The organism is Thermoplasmata archaeon, assembly GCA_015063285.1.
GTDB lineage: Archaea > Thermoplasmatota > Thermoplasmata > Methanomassiliicoccales > Methanomethylophilaceae > Methanoprimaticola.
The window spans coordinates 26484-51001 of the sequence record SUST01000010.1; the positions used below are offsets into that span (position 1 = coordinate 26484).

Annotated in this window: 19 protein-coding genes; 9 read left to right on the forward strand and 10 right to left on the reverse strand. The window is 52.2% G+C overall.

The window, feature by feature from the left end; translation table 11 throughout:
- The first annotated feature begins 1 nt into the window (after position 1).
- The 6 genes from E7Z62_06530 to E7Z62_06555 are packed head-to-tail and all read left to right on the forward strand — an operon-like array spanning position 2 to position 6265.
- Positions 2 to 1234, forward strand: coding sequence for a bifunctional folylpolyglutamate synthase/dihydrofolate synthase (locus E7Z62_06530; GenBank protein MBE6522762.1), 1233 nt, complete (start codon positions 2 to 4; stop codon positions 1232 to 1234).
- Entirely contained in the window at positions 1213 to 1899 is a 687-nt protein-coding gene (locus E7Z62_06535; protein MBE6522763.1) for an endonuclease III, read from the forward strand. Before E7Z62_06530 ends, E7Z62_06535 begins: the two co-directional genes overlap by 22 nt.
- Positions 1900 to 1942: 43 nt before the next feature.
- On the forward strand, positions 1943 to 2323 hold the full coding sequence (locus tag E7Z62_06540; protein ID MBE6522764.1) for a hydrogenase maturation nickel metallochaperone HypA: 381 nt from the start codon (positions 1943 to 1945) through the stop codon (positions 2321 to 2323).
- Complete coding sequence (gene hypD / locus E7Z62_06545; GenBank protein ID MBE6522765.1) at positions 2323 to 3411, forward strand: hydrogenase formation protein HypD; 1089 nt, start codon at positions 2323 to 2325, stop codon at positions 3409 to 3411. Before E7Z62_06540 ends, hypD begins: the two co-directional genes overlap by 1 nt.
- A gap of 2 nt (positions 3412 to 3413) precedes the next feature.
- On the forward strand, positions 3414 to 3977 hold the full coding sequence (locus E7Z62_06550; GenBank protein MBE6522766.1) for a hypothetical protein: 564 nt from the start codon (positions 3414 to 3416) through the stop codon (positions 3975 to 3977).
- A gap of 5 nt (positions 3978 to 3982) precedes the next feature.
- Entirely contained in the window at positions 3983 to 6265 is a 2283-nt protein-coding gene (locus tag E7Z62_06555) for a DEAD/DEAH box helicase (protein ID MBE6522767.1), read from the forward strand.
- Between the two features lie 3 nt (positions 6266 to 6268).
- Here the strand turns inward: E7Z62_06555 and E7Z62_06560 are convergent, their stop codons facing one another.
- Both E7Z62_06560 and E7Z62_06565 read right to left on the reverse strand, forming a co-directional pair.
- Positions 6269 to 7486 carry a threonine synthase gene (locus E7Z62_06560; GenBank protein MBE6522768.1) on the reverse strand — a complete coding sequence of 406 codons (1218 nt, stop codon included), beginning with the start codon at positions 7484 to 7486 and terminating at the stop codon, positions 6269 to 6271.
- A 1-nt stretch (position 7487) separates the two neighbouring features.
- Complete coding sequence (locus E7Z62_06565; GenBank protein ID MBE6522769.1) at positions 7488 to 8420, reverse strand: homoserine kinase; 933 nt, start codon at positions 8418 to 8420, stop codon at positions 7488 to 7490.
- A gap of 135 nt (positions 8421 to 8555) precedes the next feature.
- Here E7Z62_06565 and E7Z62_06570 point away from each other — a divergent pair, with 135 nt between their 5' ends.
- Positions 8556 to 9014, forward strand: a complete 459-nt coding sequence (locus E7Z62_06570; protein ID MBE6522770.1) for a hypothetical protein — start codon at positions 8556 to 8558, stop codon at positions 9012 to 9014.
- A gap of 70 nt (positions 9015 to 9084) precedes the next feature.
- Here the strand turns inward: E7Z62_06570 and E7Z62_06575 are convergent, their stop codons facing one another.
- From E7Z62_06575 to E7Z62_06590, 4 genes are read right to left on the reverse strand one after another with little or no spacing between them, the layout of a single operon-like run.
- Entirely contained in the window at positions 9085 to 9489 is a 405-nt protein-coding gene (locus tag E7Z62_06575; GenBank protein MBE6522771.1) for a Zn-ribbon domain-containing OB-fold protein, read from the reverse strand.
- Positions 9489 to 10658 (reverse strand): thiolase domain-containing protein, encoded by a 1170-nt coding sequence (locus tag E7Z62_06580; protein MBE6522772.1) that lies wholly within the window; start codon positions 10656 to 10658, stop codon positions 9489 to 9491. Before E7Z62_06580 ends, E7Z62_06575 begins: the two co-directional genes overlap by 1 nt.
- A gap of 4 nt (positions 10659 to 10662) precedes the next feature.
- Positions 10663 to 11715 (reverse strand): hydroxymethylglutaryl-CoA synthase, encoded by a 1053-nt coding sequence (locus E7Z62_06585; GenBank protein ID MBE6522773.1) that lies wholly within the window; start codon positions 11713 to 11715, stop codon positions 10663 to 10665.
- Complete coding sequence (locus tag E7Z62_06590) at positions 11715 to 12410, reverse strand: helix-turn-helix domain-containing protein (protein MBE6522774.1); 696 nt, start codon at positions 12408 to 12410, stop codon at positions 11715 to 11717. The genes E7Z62_06585 and E7Z62_06590 overlap by 1 nt, the downstream gene beginning before the upstream one ends.
- Before the next feature lie 121 nt (positions 12411 to 12531).
- Here E7Z62_06590 and acnA point away from each other — a divergent pair, with 121 nt between their 5' ends.
- Positions 12532 to 15168, forward strand: coding sequence for an aconitate hydratase AcnA (gene acnA / locus E7Z62_06595; protein MBE6522775.1), 2637 nt, complete (start codon positions 12532 to 12534; stop codon positions 15166 to 15168).
- 125 nt (positions 15169 to 15293) lie between these two features.
- Here acnA and E7Z62_06600 read toward each other — a convergent pair whose 3' ends face one another.
- Entirely contained in the window at positions 15294 to 17102 is a 1809-nt protein-coding gene (locus E7Z62_06600) for an ABC-F family ATP-binding cassette domain-containing protein (GenBank protein MBE6522776.1), read from the reverse strand.
- 105 nt (positions 17103 to 17207) lie between these two features.
- On the opposite strand from E7Z62_06600, the gene E7Z62_06605 reads away from it, so the two are divergent.
- Positions 17208 to 19259: an Ig domain-containing protein gene (locus E7Z62_06605; protein ID MBE6522777.1), complete on the forward strand. Its 2052-nt coding sequence runs from the start codon at positions 17208 to 17210 to the stop codon at positions 19257 to 19259.
- A 38-nt stretch (positions 19260 to 19297) separates the two neighbouring features.
- Here the strand turns inward: E7Z62_06605 and E7Z62_06610 are convergent, their stop codons facing one another.
- From E7Z62_06610 to E7Z62_06620, 3 genes are all read right to left on the reverse strand, one after another.
- Positions 19298 to 19945, reverse strand: a complete 648-nt coding sequence (locus tag E7Z62_06610) for a hypothetical protein (protein MBE6522778.1) — start codon at positions 19943 to 19945, stop codon at positions 19298 to 19300.
- Positions 19946 to 19980: 35 nt separating this feature from the next.
- A complete protein-coding gene (gene putP / locus E7Z62_06615) occupies positions 19981 to 21483 on the reverse strand; it encodes a sodium/proline symporter PutP (protein ID MBE6522779.1) in 1503 nt (500 codons plus the stop codon).
- 123 nt (positions 21484 to 21606) lie between these two features.
- Complete coding sequence (locus tag E7Z62_06620; GenBank protein ID MBE6522780.1) at positions 21607 to 24315, reverse strand: MMPL family transporter; 2709 nt, start codon at positions 24313 to 24315, stop codon at positions 21607 to 21609.
- Between the last annotated feature and the right edge of the window lie 203 nt (positions 24316 to 24518).

Below are 24518 nucleotides of genomic sequence, written 5' to 3' on the forward strand. Positions count from 1 at the left end.
TATGAACGGCGGAGGGAAAGAGTGGCTCGAGAGTCTTTCTACACGCGGCATAAGGCCCGGCCTTGAAAGCATCACGTGCATACTGGATGCCCTCGGTTCCCCGCAGAAAGCCTACAGGACGATCCATGTTGCGGGAAGTGACGGCAAAGGATCGGTATGCTGCATGCTCGAATCGATACTCATCTCCGCAGGCTACAGAGTTGGGATGTTCACCTCGCCCCACATCATCTCCGTCAATGAATCCATCAGGATCAACGGGAGCGATATCTCCGACGAGGCGCTGGAGAAAAGTCTTCTGGTGATAAAAGAGACATCGGAAAGGACATGCGGATGCACAAACTTCGAAGCTCTCGCTGCCTGTGCCTTCCTTGCATTTAAGGAGGCTTGTGTGGACATTGCGATCATAGAGGTTGGCATGGGCGGAAGACTGGACGCTACCAATGTGCTCGAACCTGACGTCACCGTGATCAACAATATCGGCATGGAGCACACTCAATACCTTGGAAACGATTTGGGATCCATAGCCGCAGAGAAGGCAGGGATAATGAAACCCGGGATCCCGTGCGTGACGATAAACACCGGAGATGCACTGAAGGTCATAGAAACCAAAGCGGTAGAACTCGGCTGCCCTCTCACCTGCGTGGACCCCGATGATATCGATGTCCTGAACTGTGCACCCGATCACACATTGATACGTTATGATTGTAAAACTTACAGACTGGGCCTCCCGGGATCTTACCAAGGAAGGAACGCGGTATTGGCTATCGAGGCATTGCTCTGTCTGAAGGATTCGGCGAAGATCAAACAATTCATTACAATAGGTCTGGATGAGGCCTTCTGGCCCTGCAGGATGCAGAAACTTGATGATCTGCCAATTATTCTGGACGCTACACATACAGTCAAGGGCGCGGAGTTCCTGTCCATGGACATTGGGAGGATCTACGGTAAGGTCATCTTAGTCACGGCCATGCTGAACGACAAGGATATGGATGGAGTAGCAAGAAACCTATCAAAGATCGCGACCAAGGTTTTGATCTCCTCCCCGGATTCGCCCAGAGCAGCAAGCGCTGAGGCTCTTGCATCCCATTACAAGAAATATCATGACGACGTAGCCTTATACAGTACGGTACCGAAAGCCGTTGAGGCTGCATTGGATCAAAGGGGAACGGTACTCGTCACCGGCTCCTTCAGGACGGCGGAGGATTGCTTAAGATGGTTAAGAAGGAAAAGATGAGCGAGATACTGGACATCCTTTCGCAGGATTACAACAGAGGGGCATATCCGGGCAGGAACTCGGAAGGCCTTAATCCAGAGTGGCCCTGCGACCCCTTCCATGTCCTCGTCGCGACCATCCTCTCTCAGCGTACCAAGGATGACAACACCAGGAAGGCCTCTGACAACCTCTTCCGCAAATATCCGACAATAGAGGCGATTGCGGACGCTGATGTGGATGATGTCGCCGAACTCGTCCGCCCAGCCGGTTTCCCCAGACAAAAAGGAAAGGCGATAGTGGAATGCTGTCAGATCCTCAGGGATGAATATGACGGAATCGTTCCATCCGATACCGAGGAGATGATGAAACTCCCGATGGTGGGAAGGAAGACCGCGGCATGCGTCAGATCCTATGCCATGGACATACCCTCCGTATGTGTGGACACCCATGTCCACAGGATAGCGAATCTCATGGGACTGGTAGACACCAAGAATCCTGAGGAGACCGAGTACGCGCTGATGGACATGACCTACGAAGACCGCTGGTCGGACATCAACAGGTATCTGGTCAGGCACGGGCAGGTCGTATGTCTTCCAAACCACCCCCACTGCGAGAGATGCAAGATCATTGATTACTGCAAGCACGGCAGAAAGACGATGAAAGAATCCTCTAAGAAAAAGTCCTAAAAGGACAATCATCTTTTATTGCGACCAGCGTATAACCTGCCTGATGCATGAAGTATCTGTCGTAGCCACCCTGGTCGATGCGGTAATAAAGGAACTGCAGAAGTACAAGGTGACGAAGGTCAACAGCGTCACGGTCACCATCGGGGACCTCACCAATCTAGGAGAGGAACAGATGTCCTTCGCTTACGAGATCGTAACACGCGGTACGATCCTTGAAGGCTCCGAATTCATAATCGAGCATGAACCGATAGAGCTTGAGTGCAAAACATGCAATTTCAGAGGACCGGCCAAAATCCTCAAGGACCCGGATTTCGACACACACTCGATCCCGGTTTTGGCATGCCCGGCTTGCGGAGGCCCGGTCAACGTCGTGAAAGGTCAATCATGCGTTGTCAAATGCATGGACATCGAGGAGGCAGAATGATGTTCAAATACAGGGACGAACAGACAGCGAAGAAGATCCTGGAAGGGATCAAGAACATGGGTGTCGAAGCAAAGTTCATGCACATATGCGGAACACACCAGGACACCATCGTCCGTTTCGGACTGGAGCAGATGCTCAACGATGTCGGCATCGAGATCGCCCAAGGACCTGGTTGTCCGGTGTGCGTGACCACCAGCCAGGAGATCGCAGATGCCATAACACTGGCCAGGAACGGAGTCACGGTCACAGCGTTCGGAGACCTCATGAGGGTCCCCACCACCATCGGTTCGCTATTCCAAGCAAAGTCCGAAGGCGCCGACGTGAGGATCGTCTATTCCATCGACGACGCAGTACAGATGGCAAGGGACCAGCCCGACAAACCGCTGGTCTTCGTCGGTGTGGGATTCGAGACCACCGCCCCATCCACCTGTGTCCCTCTTCACAAAGACAAATGTCCTGAGAACTTCAGTATTTACAGCTGCCACAGGATCTGCCCCCCTGTGCTCAAGACCATATTCGACTTGGGCGAATCCCACATCCAGGGACTCATAGAGCCTGGCCACGTAGCAGTTGTCACCGGAACGGACATGTTCAAACCGTTCTCCGAAGGACCTTACAACATGCCCCAGGTCGTTTCTGGATTCGAACCCCTTGACCTGCTGATGTCCGTCTACATGCTTTGCAAGCAGATAAGGGACGGAAGACATGAGGTCGAGAACGAATACACCAGACTGGTAAGGAAGGAAGGCAATCCCATCGCGATGAAGCTCATCGAGGACACTTTCGACCCCGTTGACCGCCACTGGAGGGGATTCCCGTTGGTACCCAAGTCCGCTCTGGCCTTGAAACCCCAGTTCGCCGATCACGACGCAACGAAGGTCCACGAGGACATATTGAAGAACACCCCCGAGGTCGATGCCGAGGCAAAGGGATGCAAATGCGGAGATGTCCTCAGAGGCTTGATCAAATCCGAACAGTGTCCGATGTTCGGCAAGGTCTGCAAGCCCACCAACCCAATGGGACCTTGTATGGTCTCTGCCGAAGGAAACTGCAGCATCTCATACAGACTCGGAAACAAGAGGCTCTGAACATGACACAATTAATGACCGATCTCCATCTCAACAAGCGCATACTCATCGTCACAAACGATTCCAAGGTATTCAAGGACAAGAACAAACTGCTCTCGGCATTCGAGATGTTCGAGGGACGCGCAACGGAAGTTAAGAACCTCGTTGCCCGCTTGGACCTGGCCAAGGATGAGAAGGGAGGAAAGCTCTGTGACGTATCCTACGGAGTTATCACAGCACGTTACGGATTTGTCCCCGGCAACTACATGATCACTGGATACGACGAGACCATGGACACCAGGGAGGAGTTCATGGCGGTGGATGAGAAGAAGCAGTTCGTCGATCAGGTGTCATATCTCACAAGACCATTCGACAAGGTCATCTTCTGCATCCCGAAGGAGATGTTCAGATTGTTCCTCGAGGCCGACCACATCGACAATGGCAAGCTGATAGCCGTCACCAACCCCGAATTCGAGAAGGATTGTCTGGACAGGGATTGGATCTATCTGGAGAGGAAGGGTGCCCGTGTCGGCAACGAGAATGCCGACAGGATCGAGGAGCTCATAAGGGAACTCTGCAAACAGTGATCCCCATGAGGGTCGACGAGCTTGAGATATCCGACAGGGTCGCAGAGGCCCTGATGGATAAGGGTTTCGTTAACCTGCATCCGCCCCAAGCCGAGGCTATTCCCATAGCCCTGAGAGGAGACAACCTCGTCGTGGCCATCCCGACCGCGAGCGGTAAATCGCTGATCGGTTACATCCCTGCTCTGGAGCTCATGGTCTCCAAAGGGAAGAAGGTACTCTACATCGTACCTCTCAAGGCATTGGCCTCCGAGAAAAAGGATGATTTTGACAGATTCAAGGAACTGGGCATAAGAACACATATGAGCACCGGCGACCTGGATTCTGACGACAGGAACCTGGCCGATGCCGATGTCCTGGTCGCGACGTCTGAGAAGGCGGATTCGATGATCCGTCACGGCAGTGAATGGATGAAGGATGTGGGACTGGTCATCGCCGACGAGATCCATCTCATACATGACCCCGGAAGAGGGCCGACTCTCGAAGTAATCCTGACCAAACTTATGCGCAGGAACAGGGACCTTCAGATCATCGCGTTATCCGCCACGATGTCGAACGCGTTCGACCTTGCAGAATGGCTGCATGCCAAACTAGTTGAGAGCGACTGGAGACCTATCCCTCTTAAGGAAGGCGTGTACTATGATGGGCGCATAAAGTTCGATGACGGGACCTCTAGAGAAGTTGGATCCGATGGGGAAGATGTATGGAGCATCGTCAAACAAGCGATCCAAGACGGAGGTCAAAGCCTCATCTTCGTGAACTCCAGACGTTCAACGGAAGCATTGGCTGTCAAGTATTCCAAGAAAATGAGCGAGCTCGCCGGAAGAAGCCTCACACAGGCAGAGGCCGCCCTCCTGGAAGGGGATTCCGAATCCACGGCCACAGGCAGGAAACTGTCATCCTGTGTCAAATGCGGCATAGCATTCCACAACGCAGGCCTCACTTCCAGACAGAGGAAGTATGTCGAGGATAACTTCCGCAACGGACAGATCAAGTGCATCGTGGCCACACCCACACTAGCAGCAGGAATTAACCTGCCTGCAAGGAGGGTCGTCGTGAGGGATACGACACGTTACGAGACGAATTACGGGAACTCCCCGATCTCCGTGATGGAGATCAAACAGATGTGCGGGCGTGCGGGAAGACCCGGATACGATCCGTATGGAGAAGCGGTATTGATAGCCAAGAGCGAAACAGACTTCGACCACCTTATGGAGGATTACGTCCAGCACGATACAGAGCGTCTCACCTCGAAACTGTTCAACGAGAAGATCCTCAGAAGCCATGTGCTAGGACTCCTTGCCACAGGGGACGCGGACAGCGAGGAGAGTATAATCGATTTCCTGAAGGAGACTTTCTTCGGGACCGTATCTCAGCTGTTCGGGATAGAGAGCGTGGTGGAAGGCATTGTCCGCTCTCTGATCGATGAGGATATGGCCAAGAGCACAGGGGACGGCATCAGAATCACTTCCTTCGGTAAGAGGGTATCCGACCTGTACATAGATCCCGCCTCTGCATCCATCCTCAGGGAAGCCGTGACCAAAATCGACGATAATACCGAGATTCTCCCAATCCTGCTGGCAGCAGCGATGACCCCTGATGTCCTCGGCATGTATCCGAAGAAGGCCGACATGGACAGACTCAATACTGTCGGCGACGAGATTTGGGACCACATGCTGGTGGATCCCGACGACATAGAGGATTATGACGAGGAATACTTCAACAGCGACCTGAAGGTAGCGCTTCTTATCAACGACTGGATCGAGGAGATGGACGAGGATGCCATGACGGACACCATGGGCATAGGTCCTGGAGACATCAGGTCCAAGGTCGACATGATGGATTGGATCATCTACGCGATGAGCGAGATAGCATACATGTTCAACCCCTCCGCTATCAAGAAGATCCGCCCTCTGATGACCCGTGTCAGATACGGTGTGAAGGATGAGCTCATTGACCTTGTCGCATTCAGAGGTGTGGGAAGGAACAGAGCAAGGATACTGTTCAACCACGGGATTCGCTCCAGATCGGATGTGGCAGCCATAAGCGAGGCGGAACTGGCCAACATCCCCAAGATCGGTTCCGTACTGGCCTCGAAGATGAAAGAGCAGGCAGGCGGAAGTGTCGAGGTCATCGAGAATGTATCGCCCTCTGAAGAGGAAGCGATGTTCGAGGAGATGGCAGCTGATTACGGTGAGATCCAGGTACAGGAAGAGAAACCCAAAAAGAAAGACAAGACAAAAAAGGCCGAAGAGGATGGTCGCAAACAGACCAACCTCTTCGATTTCTGATTATCACTGAGAGAGGATCCTCTCAACATCCTCAACCGAGTTACCACACTTGATCGGGGGTGCGCAGTTGTCGATGATTGCATTGGGATCCTTCAGACCGTTTCCGGTACAGATGCAGACCACACGCTCATCCTTGTCAGCCACTCCGAGGTTGATGAGCTTCCTGAGTCCTGCAACGGATGCAGCGGATGCGGGCTCGACGCAGACACCCTCTTTCCTTCCAAGGAGCTGCTGTGCCTCGATGATCTCCTGGTCAGTGACTGTGGTACAGTATCCTCCGGTGGAGTATATGGCCTTCAGTGCCTTCCTTCCGCTGACAGGGTTTCCGATCCTGATCGCAGTAGCGATGGTCTCGGGGTTGTGCTCGGGCTCAAAGTTCTCGTTCTTCGCTGCGAATGCTCTTGCGACGGGTGCGGCACCTTCAGCCTGGATACCGGTGAGCATCGGGATCTTGTCTATCCATCCGACCTCCTTCAGCTCCATGCATGCCTTGTATACGGCCCAGATGTTCGCCGCGTTTCCTACAGGCAGGATGATCCTATCTGGAATCTCGTAGTTCAACTGGTCCATGATCTCAAAGAGGACTGACTTCTGTCCCTCGGGACGGTAGGGGTTGATGGAGTTGAGAAGGTACAGTTTCCTCTCGTCCGCCATCTTCCTTGCCAGTGCGAGTGCGTCATCGAAGTTTCCATCGATGGCCAGTACCTTTGCTCCGAAGAACAGTGCCTGAGCGAGCTTTCCCATAGCGACGTTTCCGTCAGGCAGGAACACAGCACACTTCATTCCGGCCTTGGCAGCGTATGCTGCGAGTGCCGCTGAGGTGTTTCCAGTGGATGCGCATCCGACTGTGGTAGCTCCGAGCTCCTTTGCGTGGGATACGCCGATGGTCATTCCCCTGTCCTTGAAGGATCCGGTGGGGTTGAGTCCCTCGAACTTGACGAATGTGTTCTTGCATCCGATCTCCTCGCCGAGTGCCTGAGTGGAGTACAGAGGTGTCCCTCCCTCCTGGATGGACACCTTGTGGGCGGGGTCCACGGGCATGAAGGGTGCGTACCTCCAGACACCGATCTGTGTCTTGTGGAGGTCCTGGGGCTTCATTTCCTTGACTTTCTCGAGATCCATCTTGACGGTCAGGAGACCGCCACACTTGGGACAGGTGTTGACGAAGGGGTCGTAGACCTCTGCTCCGCAATCCCAACAGATTACTTTGTGTTCTGCCATTTCAAATCCTCCTGCATCCGAGACCACAATTCGTGATCCAGGTTTCGCATTTCATTCCGTTGTCGGAATAGACCTTCGCGACGGCTTCAGCGATTGCCTTGCCGTCGGTCTTGTCCTTGTTGTAAAGTGATAATATGCACGGTCCAGAGCCGCCGATGCAAGATGAGATCGCACCGTTGGCCATAGCTGCAGCCTCTGCTTTCTTGATATGAGGTACGAGTTTCTGCCTGGCGGGTTCGATTACCGCATCTGCGATGGATCTTCCGATCAGATCGATGTCGCCGGACATCATGCCGAAGACAAGCGATGATGAGTGTCCGATGTGGAATACCATGTCCTTTATCGATACCTCTTTGGGAAGCACTGCTCTGGCCTCCTTTGTGGGGACCATCACATCAGGGAGTGCGGCAACGATTCCGAGATTCTCCGGAGGCTTGACCGACATAACATCCAAGGGTTCGTTGGACCTTATGATGGTGAATCCACCCAGGATGCAGGGAGCTACGTTGTCCGCATGGAAACCGCCTGAGGTAGAACCTTCCGCTTTTGCCGCTGCGATTATTACGTCCTTGATCGGACGCTTCTCGCCTGCAAGGACGTGAGCGAGGTATGCTCCTCCTCCGGCCGATGCCCCAGATGAACCCATTCCGCTGCATGGTCTGATGGCCTTGGTGATCTTCACCTCGATACCGAAGTCCTCCCCTGCGAGCTTTAGGTACTCTTTTGCTGCTATAGTGACGGAATTCTTCTCAGGGTCTGTGGGGATCATCTCCGCTCCGGGACCTTTGACCTCTACGATCCTCATCCCGGACTCGATCCTTCTGCCTTCGATGATCTCGCAGGGAGATTCCAATGCGATACCGAAGGTGTCGAAGCCAGCTCCGATGTTCGCTGAAGTGGCTGGTGCGGCAATTTTAACCCATTCGTCGCTCATAGCATCACGTATGTTCGCGTGATTCTTCTTCTTATAAATAAAGGGTGGCGAAGCATTCTAGACGAAATAGAAAGGGCAATAGAGCGTCGATACGGAAGGGAAGACGGTTATATCCGACATGTGAATGAGGTGAACATGGATTTCAAGGTAATCGGCATGCGCGGAGACGCCGGCTTCGACGACATAGTGAAGCACTTCACCTCCATGGGAGGGGATGTTGTCCTGCTAGATCCAGATATGGTGGCTGGGAAGGATCATCTTCTGTCAGCGGCCAGACACGCTGAGAGATCATTTTCGGAAGGAACGAATCGCTCCAAGACGCTCCTTACCGAGATCATTCTGTACGCCGCATGGGAAAGGCAGATTTCCAAAGCACTGTCAAAGATGAAACCGAAGGATGGAAGAAACGAATACGTGGCCATCCTCCTGGACATCGACGATCCCAAACTGGATTCCATCAAAATGGTCCAGGATGATTCGCTCATCGAGGCCACGGATACCAAGGCACAGAAGCTAGGCCTTGTCAAAGGACCTGTTTCCTATGAGGATCAGGCACTTGAGAATGTCGCCATGGTGGAACTTCTGAAAGTCTGATCCAATGAATGGGCTGATGCCGTACTTAGGTGTAAAATAAGATGGAGGGGTCTCCCCCTCCTAAGGAATCTCACTCGTTCGGGACGAATTTGTATCCATAGCGGATGACACCTGACTCGCCGTCGGTGCTCAGCTTCCTGAGCACAGCGCGAACGGGCATTCCGATCTGGACCTTGTCGAATTCGACATCCACAAGCTGGGCGGTGATCATCACTCCGTCGTCGGTCTGCACCATTGCGACCGCATAGGGCTTCTGAAGGTTGTTGGACTCAGGAGCCTCGTGGACTATAGAGAATGAGAATACCTTTCCGGTCCTGCAGATATCGTACTCTTCCATCTTGCCCATGCTGGCCCTGCGGCAGTTGGGACAGAAGCTGCGTGCGGGGAAGAAGATCTTTCCGCAGTTACCGCACTTCGTTCCCTTCAGGTTGTACCTTCCGGGGATCTCCCTCCACTCTCTTGCTACTCCGGCCATCAGATCGCCTCCAGGATACTGACGGTAACAGCAGAACCGGTTCCTCCGACGTTCTGTGCAAGACCGTACTTCGCGTCCTTGACCTGCCTGTTATCTGCGGTTCCCCTGAGCTGGTGGGCGATCTCTACGATCTGCGCCACACCAGTGGCTCCGATGGGATGTCCGCGTGCCTTCAGTCCTCCGGAGGTGTTGATCGCGACCTTTCCGGAATCGAAGTGGCATTGGCCTTCGAGCATCGCCTTTCCGGCCTCTCCCTTCTTATAGAATCCAAGGTCCTGAAGGGCCATAATTCCTCCGACTGAATAGACATCGTGGACCTCTGCGACGTTGATGTCTGCAGCGGTGATGCCCGCCAGCTCGTAAGCCTTCTGAGATGCGGCCACGGTAGCACCATAGGATGTGATGTCAGGTCTCTGGAAGAGCGCCAGAGTATCGCTGGCCTGAGCGGATGCCGCGACTTTAACGTATTTATCGGTGTACTTCTTGGCATCCTCCAAGGGACAGAGAACGACGGATGCGGCTCCATCCGAGATAGGTGCGGTATCGAACATTCCCAAGGGTGTCGCTACAGGACCTGACCTCAGAACGGTCTCGATAGGGACCGCCTTCTTGAACTGTGCGTTGGGGTTGAATGCTCCGTGGAAGTGACTGTTCACAGCTACGGACGCGATTTCCTCGCGTGTCGCTGTGCCCTCATAGATCATCCTCTGGGCTATCATGGCGTGAAGGGATGCGAATGTCGCTCCCATCTCGGCCTCCCATTCGGAATCTGCGGTCGCGTCCATGACAGAATTGATGGATGCATCGTCGAGATCCGTCATCTTCTCCGCTCCTCCGACCATTACGATGTCGTGCATTCCGGATGCCACGGCCATGACTCCCTGCCTGAATGCGACTCCTCCGGAAGCTCCTCCGGCCTCCACCCTTGTTGCGGGTATATGCCTGGTTGCCATTCCGGTATAATCTGCAACCAGCGCATCTATGTGCTGCTGGTTGATGAAACGTCCTGCGGAGAGGTTTCCGATGAACACACCATCGATCTCGCTTCCGGAGAGATTGGCGTCCTCGATTGCCTTCGCACCTGCCTCGATACCGAGCGCCCTGAAGGATTTGTTCCAAAGCTCACCGAACTTGGTGATTCCTACTCCAATGATTGCTACTTCCCTCATGATATCACTCCGGCATGACGATCTTGCCCTTGAACTTGGCATACGTTCCGTAATCTAGGTAGATCGGGTCAGCAAGGATCTTCTCCAGAACCGGTGCCTTGTCCCTCTTGTAATTAGTTATCTCATCTGTGACTGTTATGTCGAACGAATCGCTTCCGGCTCCGGATCCGTAGGATGTTACGAAGATCCTGTCTCCGGGCTTGGCATGGTCCAACACATTGGCGAGTCCTAAGGGGACGGCTCCGCTGTATGTGTTTCCGATCTCAGGGGTGAGCAGTCCGTACTGGATCTGCTCGGGGGTGAATCCGAGCTGTGCTGCGACCCTCGTGGGGAACTTTCCGTTAGGCTGGTGGAAGACGGCGTATGTGTAATCCTCAGGTTTCGTTCCCATCGCTTCGAGCATCATCTTGGCTGCCGATGTGATGTGCCTGAAATACGCAGGCTCTCCCGTGAACCTTCCTCCGTGCTTGGGATAGGGCTGTCCCTCTCTCCTCCAGAAGTCAGGTGTATCCGTGGTGAAACTGAGTGTCTTGTTGATCTTAGCGATGATCTTCTCAGTTCCGATCAGGTATGCGGCACCTCCTGCCGAAGCAGAGTATTCGAGTGCATCTCCTGGGGCTCCCTGGGAGGTGTCGGCTCCGATTGCGACACCGTATCTGATCATTCCCGATCCTACCAATCCCATGCAGACCTGGATGCCTGCTGTACCCGCCTTGCATGCGAATTCCATGTCAGCGGCGGTCATGTTGGGTGTCGCCTCTATTGCCTCTGCAACGATCGTGGATGTCGGTTTGACTGCGTAAGGATGCGATTCGGAACCGACATACATCGCTCCGATATCCCTTGGATCTACCTCGGGGACCCTCGCCATCATGTTCCTCGCCGCTTCCGTGGCGATGGTGACGACATCCTCATCTGGAGATGGTACGGACTTCTGATTGATCATCAGACCCTTTCCCATCCCTTTTCCGTCCACTCCCCAGATCCTTCCGATCTCCTCGGGTTTGATTCTGTATCTGGGGACATATGCTCCATAACTCACAATTCCTACATCCATCAGTTCTCAACCTCTTTGAGCGCTGTAAGTCTCTCTACTAAAGCGGGTACCTCCAGGTCCGTAGTGACCAGGGGGATCTTCTCCAAACGGGCCAGTTTGACCGCTAACGGGTCAACGGCATCTGGTTTAAGGTAAACGACCACCGCAGGAGTGAGCGGGTGGGCGCGGATAGCTATCATCGGTGAACGGCCGAAATGGACATTCGTGAATATCAGTGCCCTTTCGATGTTCCATCCGTACATCTTCATATAATCTTCAGAACCCAAACTGAGAATGGCCTTCACCGAGTCCACTATTGTGTATCCGTAGACTACCTTGGAAGGGACCTGATCCATATTCAGATCCTTGCCTCCGATGCTGGAGATGAAGGTCTTCATATCTACTCCGACCGGGAACTCATCGGATGCGAGGATGCAGTCCAGCTTGTATTCGGGTATGTACTTCGAAACAACCGGAGACCCTCTCTCCTCATCCAATTTGATGAACGATTCCACCATCTTCTTGATGACTGCGACACCGGGGGATTTCCTCCTTCCGGATTCATAGTCGCTCACAACGGAGTGAGAGATACCCATACTGTCCGCCAGCTGGTGCTGCGACAGACCGAATTCCTCCCTCCATTTCCTGATGGTCTTCCCGGGGTCAGGAGACAGCGTGATCTCTCCCGCTATCTTCTGTTTGAATTCTTCAACCATGAGCATAGGTAGCCAGGGTCGATATATAATGATGACGTATATTCGATTCGTCAATCGACGATACACACCCCTCGTTCCCTTTATTTATAATAGAATTATAGGGAGCGCAAGAGGTAAAGGCATGACCGAAATCGGAGAATGCAGGAAGACGATCAAGACCGAGGAAGGCGAACTCGGGATCTACAGTCTCAGGGAATTAGAGGCCAAAGGCATCATCAAGGACCTTTCCAAGATGCCGTATTCAATCAAGGTAATCGTGGAATCGATGCTCAGGCAGAGGGATGGTGACGTCATCACCGATGAAGATGTTCTCACCGCCGCTTCATGGAATCCGGAGAAGAATACCGACAGGGATATCCCTTGGATTCCCGCTAGGGTACTCTTGCAGGACCTCACCGGAGGAGCTGCCATTACGGATCTGGCCTCAATGAGGAATGCCGTTGAGAGCATGGGCAAAGACCCTGAACTCATCAACCCCATGATCCCTGTGGACCTTGTCATCGACCATTCGGTCAACACAGACTACGCAGGAAGGGACGACGCTCAGGAGCTCAACGAACAGCTGGACTTCCAGAGGAACAAGGAGAGATACGCACTCTTCAAGTGGGCCCAGAAATCCCTGAAGAACTTCCGCGCGGTACCGCCCGGAAACGGAATCTGCCATCAGGTCAACCTAGAATACCTCTCACCGCTCGTCCATGTCAAAGAGAAGGACGGCGCAAAGATCGCATATCCTGATTCATGCTTCGGAACGGACTCCCACACAACACAGATCGACGGTCTCGGAGTTGTCGGATGGGGAGTCGGCGGAATCGAGGCGGAAGCAGTCATGGTCGGCCAGCCCAGCTACATGAAGCTGCCCGATGTCATCGGATTCAAGCTCACTGGCAAGCTCGGCCCCGGGATCACCGCCACGGACCTTGTCCTCACTGTGGTCCAGATGCTCAGGAAGAAGGGCGTTGTCGGCAAGTTCGTGGAATTCTACGGGCCCGGTTACAAGAATCTATGCCTCGCCGACAGGGCTACCATCGCAAACATGGGTCCCGAGTACGGGGCTACCATGGGATTCTTCCCCGTGGATGAGAAGACGATCGATTACCTCAGGCTCAGCGGAAGGGATGAGAAGCACATCGATACGATAGAGAAGTACATGAAAGAGCAGACGATGTGGTACGACGGAGAACCCGAGTACACCGATACCATCGAGCTCGACCTCTCCACCGTTCAGCCATGCCTTGCGGGACACAAGAGGCCCCAGGACAGGATCCTGCTCTCCGAGATGAAGGAGAAATTCGCAGAGACGCTAAAAGCGTTGGGTGTGGAGGAACAGAGGAAGCCCTTCTCCGACCAGCTCGGCGACGGTTCACTCGTCATCGCCTCCATCACATCATGTACGAACACCGCCAACCCCTCGGTCATGATCGCAGCTGGATTGGTGGCAAAGAAGGCAGCTGAGCTCGGACTGAAACCGAAGGAGTACGTCAAGACCTCCCTCGCACCCGGATCCAGGGTGGTCACCGAGTATCTGAAGAACTCGGGACTGCTCCCCTACATGGAGAAACTGGGCTTCCAGGTCTGCGGATACGGATGCATGACCTGCATCGGGAACAGCGGACCTCTCTCCGAGAAGGTGAGCAACTCGATCAGAGCTAACGACCTTGCAGTCGCCGCCATCGCTTCGAGCAACAGGAACTTCGAAGGACGTATCCACCCCTTGGTCAAGGCGAACTATCTCGCATCACCTCCGTTGGTAGTCGCATTCGCCATCGCCGGAAGGGTCGACATAGACATGGACAGAGAGCCTCTGGCCGTCGTCAACGGCAAGGAGGTGTTCCTCAAGGACATCTGGCCTTCCGACGAGGAGATCCAGGAGATCACGGACAAGTACGTCACAAGGGAGACCTACATTGCGAAATACAACGACATCTTCAAGGGATCCGCCAGATGGGATGCGGTCCAGTGCAGCGACTCCCCTCTGTTCAACTGGGACGAGGGGTCCACATACATCAGGAACCCCCCGTTCTTCGACGAGATATTCGAGGAACCGGAGATCAAGAGCATCAAGAGGGCCAGGGTTTTGGCCAAACTAGGCGACTCCATCACGACCGACCACATCTCTCCCGCCGGAGCATTCTCCGCGGATTCGGACGCCGGAAGATACCTGCTGTCCAAAGGCGTGAAGAAGGAGGATTTCAACTCCTACGGATCGAGAAGGGCCAACCATGAGGTCATGGTCAGGGGCACCTTTGCCAACATCAGGCTCAGGAACCAGCTGGTCCCCGGCAGCGAAGGGAGCCAATCCAAGTACATGCCCGACGGATCGGTGGGCACTATCTTCGAGACCTCTCAGAAGTACGAAGAGGACATGACCCCCCTGATCGTCCTGGCCGGAAAAGAGTACGGAACCGGAAGCTCGAGGGATTGGGCGGCAAAGGGGCCGTTCCTCCTTGGAATCAGAGCAGTCATCGCAGAATCCTTCGAGAGGATCCACAGATCGAACCTTGTAGGAATGGGAATCGTTCCCCTCCAGTTCCTCCCGGGACAGAACTGCGAGACTCTCCAGCTCGACGGAACAGAGACATTCGATATCGACCTGTCAGATCTCGAGCCTAAGGGCGAGATATACGTCACGGCCTACAAGGACGGCAAGAAACTCGAGTTCAAGACCATCTGCAGAGTGGACGTACCCGCAGAAGTCGAATACATTGCCAACGGCGGCATCCTTCAGTATGTGCTGAGAAGGATGGCAAACGAGTGATCATAATATGGTCGCCCATTTGGGCGGCCTCACTCCCTTTACAAACGGATTTGTAATTGAGGTCATTCATCCCAAGATGACAATCTTTTCAAGAAATTTTGTGAAAACTATCAGACGATTGTACCTCAAGAACCCTGTTTGGGCGCATCCAGTACATTGACCTTCTTGCGCTGGCGTCCGCCGGTCTTCTTCAGTTTGCCCTGATCCATGGCCCACTGGAAGCTCTTCTGGTCGGCAGGTGCGACGAGGACGCGGTCACCTTTGACATACTTCTTGCCCGTCACCCAATTGGTGAATGGCGCCAGTACACGGTACTCATCAGCATCCATGACAATCTCCTTAGTGTTCTTCCTGCCTTTCATCTCGGAATATGTTCCTGAGAAGCATATCGCCCTGTGGTTCTTGACCTCAATCATCTTGGTGCATACTGTGTCCAGATAATATCTGTCGTGGGTAACGGTTATGACAGTCCCGTCGTATTCCACCAAAGCTTCCTCGATGGCATGCTTCGCGGGAATGTCCAGATAGTTCGTAGGCTCGTCCAGGATCAATAAGTTGGTCTCATCCAACAGGAGCAGACACATCGCCACACGGGCTCTCTGTCCTCCCGACAAGGTGGACATCGGACGTTCCACATCCTCTCCGAACAGCAGGAATCTGGCGAGCATCTGTCTAGCCTCGCCCCTGCGCTCCTTTCCTATTACGGTGAGGATCTGCTCCTCTGCTGACAGCTTCAGGTCCAACCCTTCATGGTTCTGAGAATAGTAACCGATCTTCGCACCGGGGGCCATCCAAAGCTCTCCTTTGGAAGGGATCTCCTCGAGAATAGCCTTCAGGAGCGTGGACTTGCCCTGTCCGTTCGCACCGAATATGCCGATCTTATCACCCTTGTGGACATCCAGGTCAACATGCTCCAGAATCATCTTCCCCGAATAATCTACGGAGAGATCCTTGGTCATCAGGACGTTCTTTCCAGATTTGTGTGCCGCCTGTATCCTGACGGTGATCTCCTCCATCTTCTCCGGCTTCTCCTTCTCCTCCATCTTGTCGATCATCTTCTGACGGGTCTTGTGGACCGTGAGGAACGGATTGTCGATGTACATCTGCTTGGCGATGCTCTCCTGATGCCTCTTCTCGGACATGTAGTGCTGATATTCCTTGCGCATCCTCTCAAGGTCGAGCATCTTCTTCATGATGAAATCGGAATAGTTGCCCTTGTACTCCCTGGACTTGCCGTGTTCGATCTCCAGCATCCTGGTGGCAATCTTGTCGAGGAAATACCTGTCATGACTGATGACCAGGACTGCGCAGTGGGAATCGAGAAGATAATCCTCTAGCCATTCGACGGTATCGATGTCGAGATGCGATGTGGGCTCGTCCATCACGAGCAGGTCGCATTCCTCTGCCTGGACAACGATTCTGGACAGCATGACCTTCGCCCTCTCGCCTCCTGAGAGGGAGTCCATGGTCCTATCCATGAATTCATCAGAAAGTCCGACCTTCTCCAAAGCCCTCTTCTGGTTGTCCTCGTCATCCATATCGCACTTGGCCAGCTGGGATTCCAAATTCGCGTTCTCCTCAGCCAGGGCATTCCAGTCTATGTCGCCTCCGGCCATCATGATCTCGTCGATCTCCTTGAGACGGCGCTTGATGTTCTCTATGTGGCCGTATGGCCTTCCCAAAACATCGCGGACGGTGTACTCATGTGAGGATTCGGGAAACTGCTCCAGATAACCGATCCTGTGAGTGTTGCGGATGAGCTCCCCGGTATCGGGCTTCATCTCGCCGAGCATGATTTTCAGGAATGTGCTCTTTCCGGCACCGTTCACACCTATGAGTCCGATGCTGTCGCCCTCGTTGATCTGCAGACTGACGTCCTTGAGGACTTTCTGTGGTCCAAATGCCTTAGTGATCGCCTGGGCTTTTATGAGCATAAACGGCCATAGATATTGCTCCTACAAAAAGTTGGCCCGTGATTTGTAAAAAGTATGTGCCAACGGCCGAAAATTCCTTAATATACCTAGTAATAAGCGCCATACATGTCAGAAAAACCGACAACGACAACTAAGAGCTTTGTCGACCGCAAAGGCCCCAAAATTGCAGCTCTAGTCGTTGTTTTGATCGTAGCTTCAATTGCGCTCTTCACAGTTATTGGTGTAGAAGATGTGGATGCTAAGGCATCAATAACATTGTCAAAAAGCGTTGTGGACATGAAAGACAATTCTTTTGACAGTAGCGTAATAGCTACATTTAGTGAGGTCGGTGACGGCTACACAGTAGAAGTTTCCAGCAGCAGTAACGCAGTTTCTGTAGATGCATCGCCCATCTCATCAGACAAAAAGTCAACAATCACCGTCACATCAGGAACGATTTCATCCAGTACTGGCAAGATTACAGCTACAATCAAGGTCCAATTGAATGACAAGACAACTTCTCCACCATCCAAAACGTTCACAGTAAACGTCACAGTGGGAGTCAAAAGTGTCGAAATCGTTAACGAAAGCGGACAGTCAATAACTGGCAAAAAAATAACTCTTGATACAGCAGCAGAAAAGACTGTGAAAGCAAAATTCACGCCAACTAACGCTTATAACAAAAATGTGACCTGGACCTCCAGCGAACCGTCCGTGGCAACGATCACCGATGGAAAAATCAAGGCTCTTAAAGAAGGGACGACTAAAATAAAGGTCACTTCTGCTGATGCATCGAAAACTGATGAAATCACAGTAGAAGTAAAGGACATCCACGTCACAAGCGTAACTCTTGATCCGTCAACAGCATCTGTCAAAATGCGCCATCAGGTCACTCTGACGGCTACAATCCTTCCTGCGGATGCCACAAATAAGAACATCACTGTTTCGATTGACAACACAGGCTTAATCAAAAAAGTATCTCAGACCCTATCTGGCAATAAAGTTACAATCGTCCTGGAAGGAATCCCGGGAGATAAAGAGGGTACAGCAACAATAACAGTAACTACTGAAGACCAAAAGAAAACGGCCAACAGTACAATAAAAGTAGAACGTGTCGCGGTTACTGGAGTAGATCTAAAAGAAGAAGCCGAAGAATTAGAAGTTGATGAAGAAAAAACACTCACTTACGAAATCTCTCCAAAAGATGCTACCAATCTAAAGGTAACATGGGCATCAAGTAACACTTCAGTCGCCACAGTGGATGAAAAAGGTCATGTAAAAGCGGTTTCACCGGGAACTTCCACCATAACAGTGAAAACGGATGAAGGTAACTTCACAGATTCTTGTGCAATAACTGTATTGAAAACATATACCATAATGGGAACCATAGACGGTTCTGGCAACGTTCTCAATCCTGAGGCTCTGATCGTAAAGATCCAAGAGATTTCAGCTAAAGGACTCTACCCTTCATTTTCAGTCCTTGCTCTATTCCAAGAATCAGTTTCTATGAGCTCAGACATCGTACATGCACTCCAAAAAGCCAAAGGAAGGGAGATGGCCATCGTAACACTCAATGGGTCCATCTACTTCGACGAGGACGCTATCGACAACATCGACGCTTCGGGCAAAACAGCAGGAATAACCTTTACCGAAATTCCTCCGGAGACCTATCCCAAGTTCGGAGAATGCTATGTGTTTGAGATCTCCATGACAAAAGATGGTCAGAAGAACCCGACCAGTTTTGGTTCAGCTGGACCTAAGATCGCCATTCCACATGAACTCGCAGAGGGCGAGGATGCGGCAAAACTGAAGGTTGCATTGGTCTACGGTGACGGCGATGCATTGCTGCTTAGGAACTACAAGTTCGTAACCGATGAAGAGGAAGATGAGAGTGCAGTGGTCTTCGAACCTCCGCACATGTCCACCTTCATGTACATGTTCCATGACAGCGAGTACATTTCGTCGGCTGGATTTGACATCGTCTTCGTAGCACTGTTCTTGGTAATCGTCCTCGGATTGGGCGGAGGAGTTGCATTCCTTGAGTTCCACCCCATGGCATCAGAGAAGTTCATGAACCTTTTCGACAACCCAAACAAGCCTCCAAAGAAGCCCAGGTTCCCGGGAAGGTCCAGAAAGAACGAGTACGACGACTATTACAACAACGACTACTACCGTTGAGAAACCCTTGAGGCGGTCGTAACCGCCTCTTCTTTTCATCACTTTCTAACAAAAGCATCCTCGATGTATTCATCATCAGACTGCTTGAGCATCACATGCCTTTCTGTGAGATCGGTTATTCTTCTGATGAAATCCTCATCATCGTCAATCCTTATCCACGCCTTCACATTGACCTTGTCCGAGTAATCACATTGAGGATTCCTGGCCATGAGATCGCGACATTTACTCTCGAACGTGCTGTAATAACCGTAATCGAGAGTGAAACGGTAGACAGCACATGCGGTGCGAGTATGTCTGGACACCTTATCGAGAACAATCCTCGATGCTTCAGAATAGGCATGCACCAATCCGCCTGTGCCCAACAGGGTGCCTCCGAAGTATCTCACCACAATGCAGATGATATCGGATAACTCCGAGCCCTTCAACATGAACTGTATCGGCTTCCCTGCGGTACCTGAGGGCTCACCGTTATCGCTTGACTTCTCTTTCCTCTCGGAACCGTTGAATACGGCCGCGTAACAGTAGTGTGTGGCGTTACGGTATCTCTCCGACACCTTCTCCAAGCAGACGGGGATCTCATCCTCCGTCTTGCAAGGCATTAGGATACCAATGAAGCGGGAGCCTTTGAGCGTGATCTCATCCTCGTACGTTTCGAGGATCGTGTCGTAATCTGCTATGCGTTTCATAAGAAAGATGCCGTCCCGAAGGACGGCTGAAAGGTTTAGTGGGCTTCCTGCTCGAGGGTCTTAGCCTTCTCGAAGTCCTGGACAATCTCCTCAGGCGGCTCTGCAGTCACCAGAGAGACAATCACACCCGCAATCAGCGCGAATATGAATCCGGGGAGCAGTTCGTAGATTCCAGTGGAGCTGGCGAGGAAAGTATTCCAAAGAATGACGGTCGCGAAACCGACCGCCATGGATGCGACTGCACCCTGGAAATTCATCCTCTTCCAATACAGCGACAGGATTACCAACGGTCCGAAAGCCGCACCGAATCCCGCCCATGCATAGGACACGAGACCCATGATGTTGCTGCCTCCGAAGAGCGCCAGGAGCAGTGCCGCGATAGCAATGACGATGACAATTCCTCTGGAGATCCACATGAGCTTGTTCTCGATGTTCTCCTGAGCCGCCGCCCACTTGGTCTTACCGAGGATATCGTTCACGATAGACGATGATGCAACGAGCAGCTGAGAGTCCGCTGTGGACATGATGGCCGCCATGATGGCCGCATACATGATACCTGCGATGAGTGCAGGGAACAGATCGCCGCTCAGGAACACGAAGATGTGCTCTGCGTTGAAATCATCTGGAATGCCTCCGTACTGGACTATGAGATATCCCCTTCCAACGACTCCAACAAGAATAGCAAAACTCAATGCGAGTACGATCCAAATAAGGGATACGCGCCTTGCGACCTTAACTTCCTTTGCATCGCGTATGGCCATATACCTGACAATGATGTGCGGCATTCCGAAGTAACCGAAGGCCCACGCCAACAGAGAGAGGATTCCAATGAATGTCATCTGCTCTCCGCCGTCGTACATGATATTCATGAACTCGGTGCCGAGATCATCCAGACCGGCAGAGATGGCGTCCCATCCGCCAGTGGTGTTACCGACGGTGGCAAGGGGAACGACGACTATGGCGACAACCATCAGAATCGCCTGGAAGAAGTCAGTCCACGCGACCGCCTTGAATCCACCCATGAACGTGTATGCGACGATGATTATTCCGCCGATCGCCATTGCGACCTCGAGCCCTATCTCGGGGAAGATCGTGGTGAAGATCACACCGCTTCCCTTGAAACCGGATGCAACATAGATAACGAAGAAGAACAGGATGATCACAGCGGCGACAATCCTCAGAACTCCTTTCTCATCCTTGAAACGGTTAGAGAAGAACTCAGGTACGGTAAGAGCGTTTCCGGAAACCTCGGAGTGGATCCTCAGTTTCTTCGCAACAAGCAGCCAAGAGAGATAGGAACCGATAGCGAGTCCGATACCGATCCATGCCTCTCCGATACCCAACAGCAGGACCGCTCCGGGCAGACCCATGAGCAGCCAGCTGCTCATATCAGAGGCCTGTGCGGACATAGCTGTGACGTAAGGGTTCATAGAACGTCCGCCGAGGAAGTAATCCTCCATGCTGTGGGATCTCTTATAGAAGTAATAACCGACACCCAACACTAAAGCGAAGTATAGGATGAAGGCGATTAGAACCATGAAATCCAAATCAATACACCTGTCTGCCTTATCCTTATTATCAAATAAAAAATGAGTAGGTGTCTGTCAGATGTTTGGACAGGCGTTTAAAAGGTAAAGATGAGGGGTGAGAACCCCTCGGTTTCACTGCTTCTTCTCGAGCTTCACGCCAGGACCTTTCCAGTTCCAATCTCCGAGGAGATGCATGATAGCAGGGACGATGTAGGTACGCACGATCAACGCGTCCACGAGGATCGCGAAGCACAATGCGAATCCAAATTCCTGCAGCAGGGTCATTCCAGAGATCATAAGGGTACCGAAGGCACCACCCATGATCAGTCCGCAGATTGTGATGACCGAACCCGTATGGGTGACAGCATGGCGTATGGCGTCGTCGTTGGACATACCATGGCCCCTGACGTTCTCCTTGATACGGGTAGTCAGAAGGATGTCGTAATCCATTCCCAATCCGAGGCAGATGACCAGAAGGATGATGGGGATCATCCAGAGGACCTCCTGTCCCATAAGGTCCACGAACACCAGGTGCAGGACGGCGAGGGTCCATGCGATTGACATCATGATGGTCAGCACGGACCTCAGCGGGATCAGGTAGGACCTCATGACCACCAAGAGCATCAGGATGATCAGGATTATCACGAGGACCTCTATCATGGTGAACTGCTCCTTAACCTGCTCGGATACCTCGAACATGACCACAGCGGTTCCGGTGTCCCATTTCTGGACCACCACATCCGCATGATCGGCGACGTACTTCACCATGGTCTCTTCGATCAATTCGATGGAGTCCATGGACCTAGGCGACATGGCAGGCTCGGTGGTTGCCGTCAGGATCGTGATGAATGTGACGTTTCCGGAGGTGGGTTCACCATCTACTACATAGTCTCCCCCTACCGTGGACGGGAAGACGTTCATGATGTAATCGACCATGGGTGTGAAAGTATCGTTCACGAGTATGTCATCGTCCATGACGTTCCTGACGCCGAAATTGATTGTGACCTCTATTATCATCTTCTGATCGGGGTACTTGTCCTCCAGATCGGCCACCACGAAGTCCACCATTGCCTTTGGATCTGTGAGGCTAGCGGCCTTTGCCGCCTCCACCTCTGCTTCCCAATCAATGGTAAGACCTATAGTAGGGCTGGCGAAGATACCGTCCATAAGAGCTGCAGGTCCTTCGAAGATGTATTCGACCTTCATCATGGGCGTGCTGGTCAACTGTTCTAGCATCATATTGAACACGAGGCCAGTCTTTGCCGATACATTATCTCTGATGTATTGGATCTTGGCATCCGTATCTGTGATGCCCGCTTCCTCGATCTCCGCCAACATGTCATCCCAGAGGAACGCTCCATCTGCCGATGCTATGTTCTCATCCGTATCCTCAAGATACTTGCACAAAGCGTCCAAATCTGGTTGTATATTATGCCAATTGTCTGTCCAGTGCAATGATCCGAACTGTTTGCCTTCGGAAACATTGACGGTAGCGATGGGGTCCTTATACTCTATGATGGAGTAATTGGGCATGACCATACCTTGGTCGGCATACTCTGCGACGTATTGCATTCCATCCCCAGACTCTCCGCTGAGCATGGCGGTGATCATATCGTAGGAATCTTCATTGTTCACCACGACGTATGCGGCCGGTGCAGAAACAAGAATCGCCACAATAGCGATGGCTTTAGCATGCTTGATGGAGAACTCCGCGGATGCGTGGAAGTACCTGTCACCGAGACGTCCGAACCAGGCATACCATCCCTTGGTTGCTTTTCCGCCCTCCTTGTATTCCTTCATCGGAGTTGGCCAGAATATCCTGTCGCCGACGATCTGCAGGATCGACGGAATTAGAGTGAGTGCAGCCAAAAGCGCCATAAGGATACCCAATGCGAGACAGATTCCCATAGTGGATATCATCGAATAACTACAAACGGACAATGCTCCGAATCCGATCATGACCGATACTCCGGAGATCGTAATCGACTCTCCTGCCCATACGATCGCACTGTGGAGTGCATCGTGATGCGACTTGCCTGAACGCATCTCCTCCCTGTAACGGGCGATTATGAAGATACAATAGTCACATCCTGCACCCATCATGGACACCAGGATCATCATGTTGGTGATGAAGAAAATGTTCAGGAAGTGCCCTATGAAGAAGATCAGGGCCATTGTGGCGACGAAGGCCACACCGATCGTGAGAGGCGGTGTAGCAGAAGTTATGAACGATCTGAAGAACAGACCGACCAAAACAAGGATCATGAGAATGGTGAACGGATCGATCTTGGAGACGTCCTCGAGAGCATCATGCTCCATATCGTAACCTATGGCTGGAGAACCGGTCAGATAGGTGCTGCCTGTGAATCCAGTAGTTTCCTTGACCGTTGCTATGAAGGAACGGATATCAGGAGTCATATCGACGACTTCTGTATTAATCTCGCTGTCGACCATCACATAGGCCATTAGAATTCCGTCGCCGTCCGGACCGAACATCGGGTCCATCGGAACGACACCATTGATTTTTTCCTGGGTAGAGGCAGCATCGTTCAATGCTTGTATGAATTGCAACGATGCGGCCAACTCACCTTCATCCTCCAGATAAATCACGAGGATGGGTGTAAGGGTCTCGTTCACAGAAGATGACGGAAAATATTGGGTCATCACCTGAATTCCTTTGATGGATTCAGAATCCGTAGGGGCCATATCGTTCATGTCATAGCTCATGACCTCTCCGGACTGGATAGCGAAATATCCGGCGAAACAGAGGATGATTGCCCAGACGATGACGATGACCTTAGCATGATTCTGAATACCATCAGCTAAGCGGTCAAATATCATGCGGCATGTGACTACCCTATAATATAAGAAAATTTTTTGACGTATGTCGGTTGATCTGTATGATTTTTCCTATTTCATCGTCATTTTAATCTATCGATATTCGCTGATTGACGAATAATTGTTGAGACCATCCCTTTTTATCGTGGATTACAATCACACGCACGATAACAATGGTTGACGAGAAAGCAATCCAAGCGGCACAG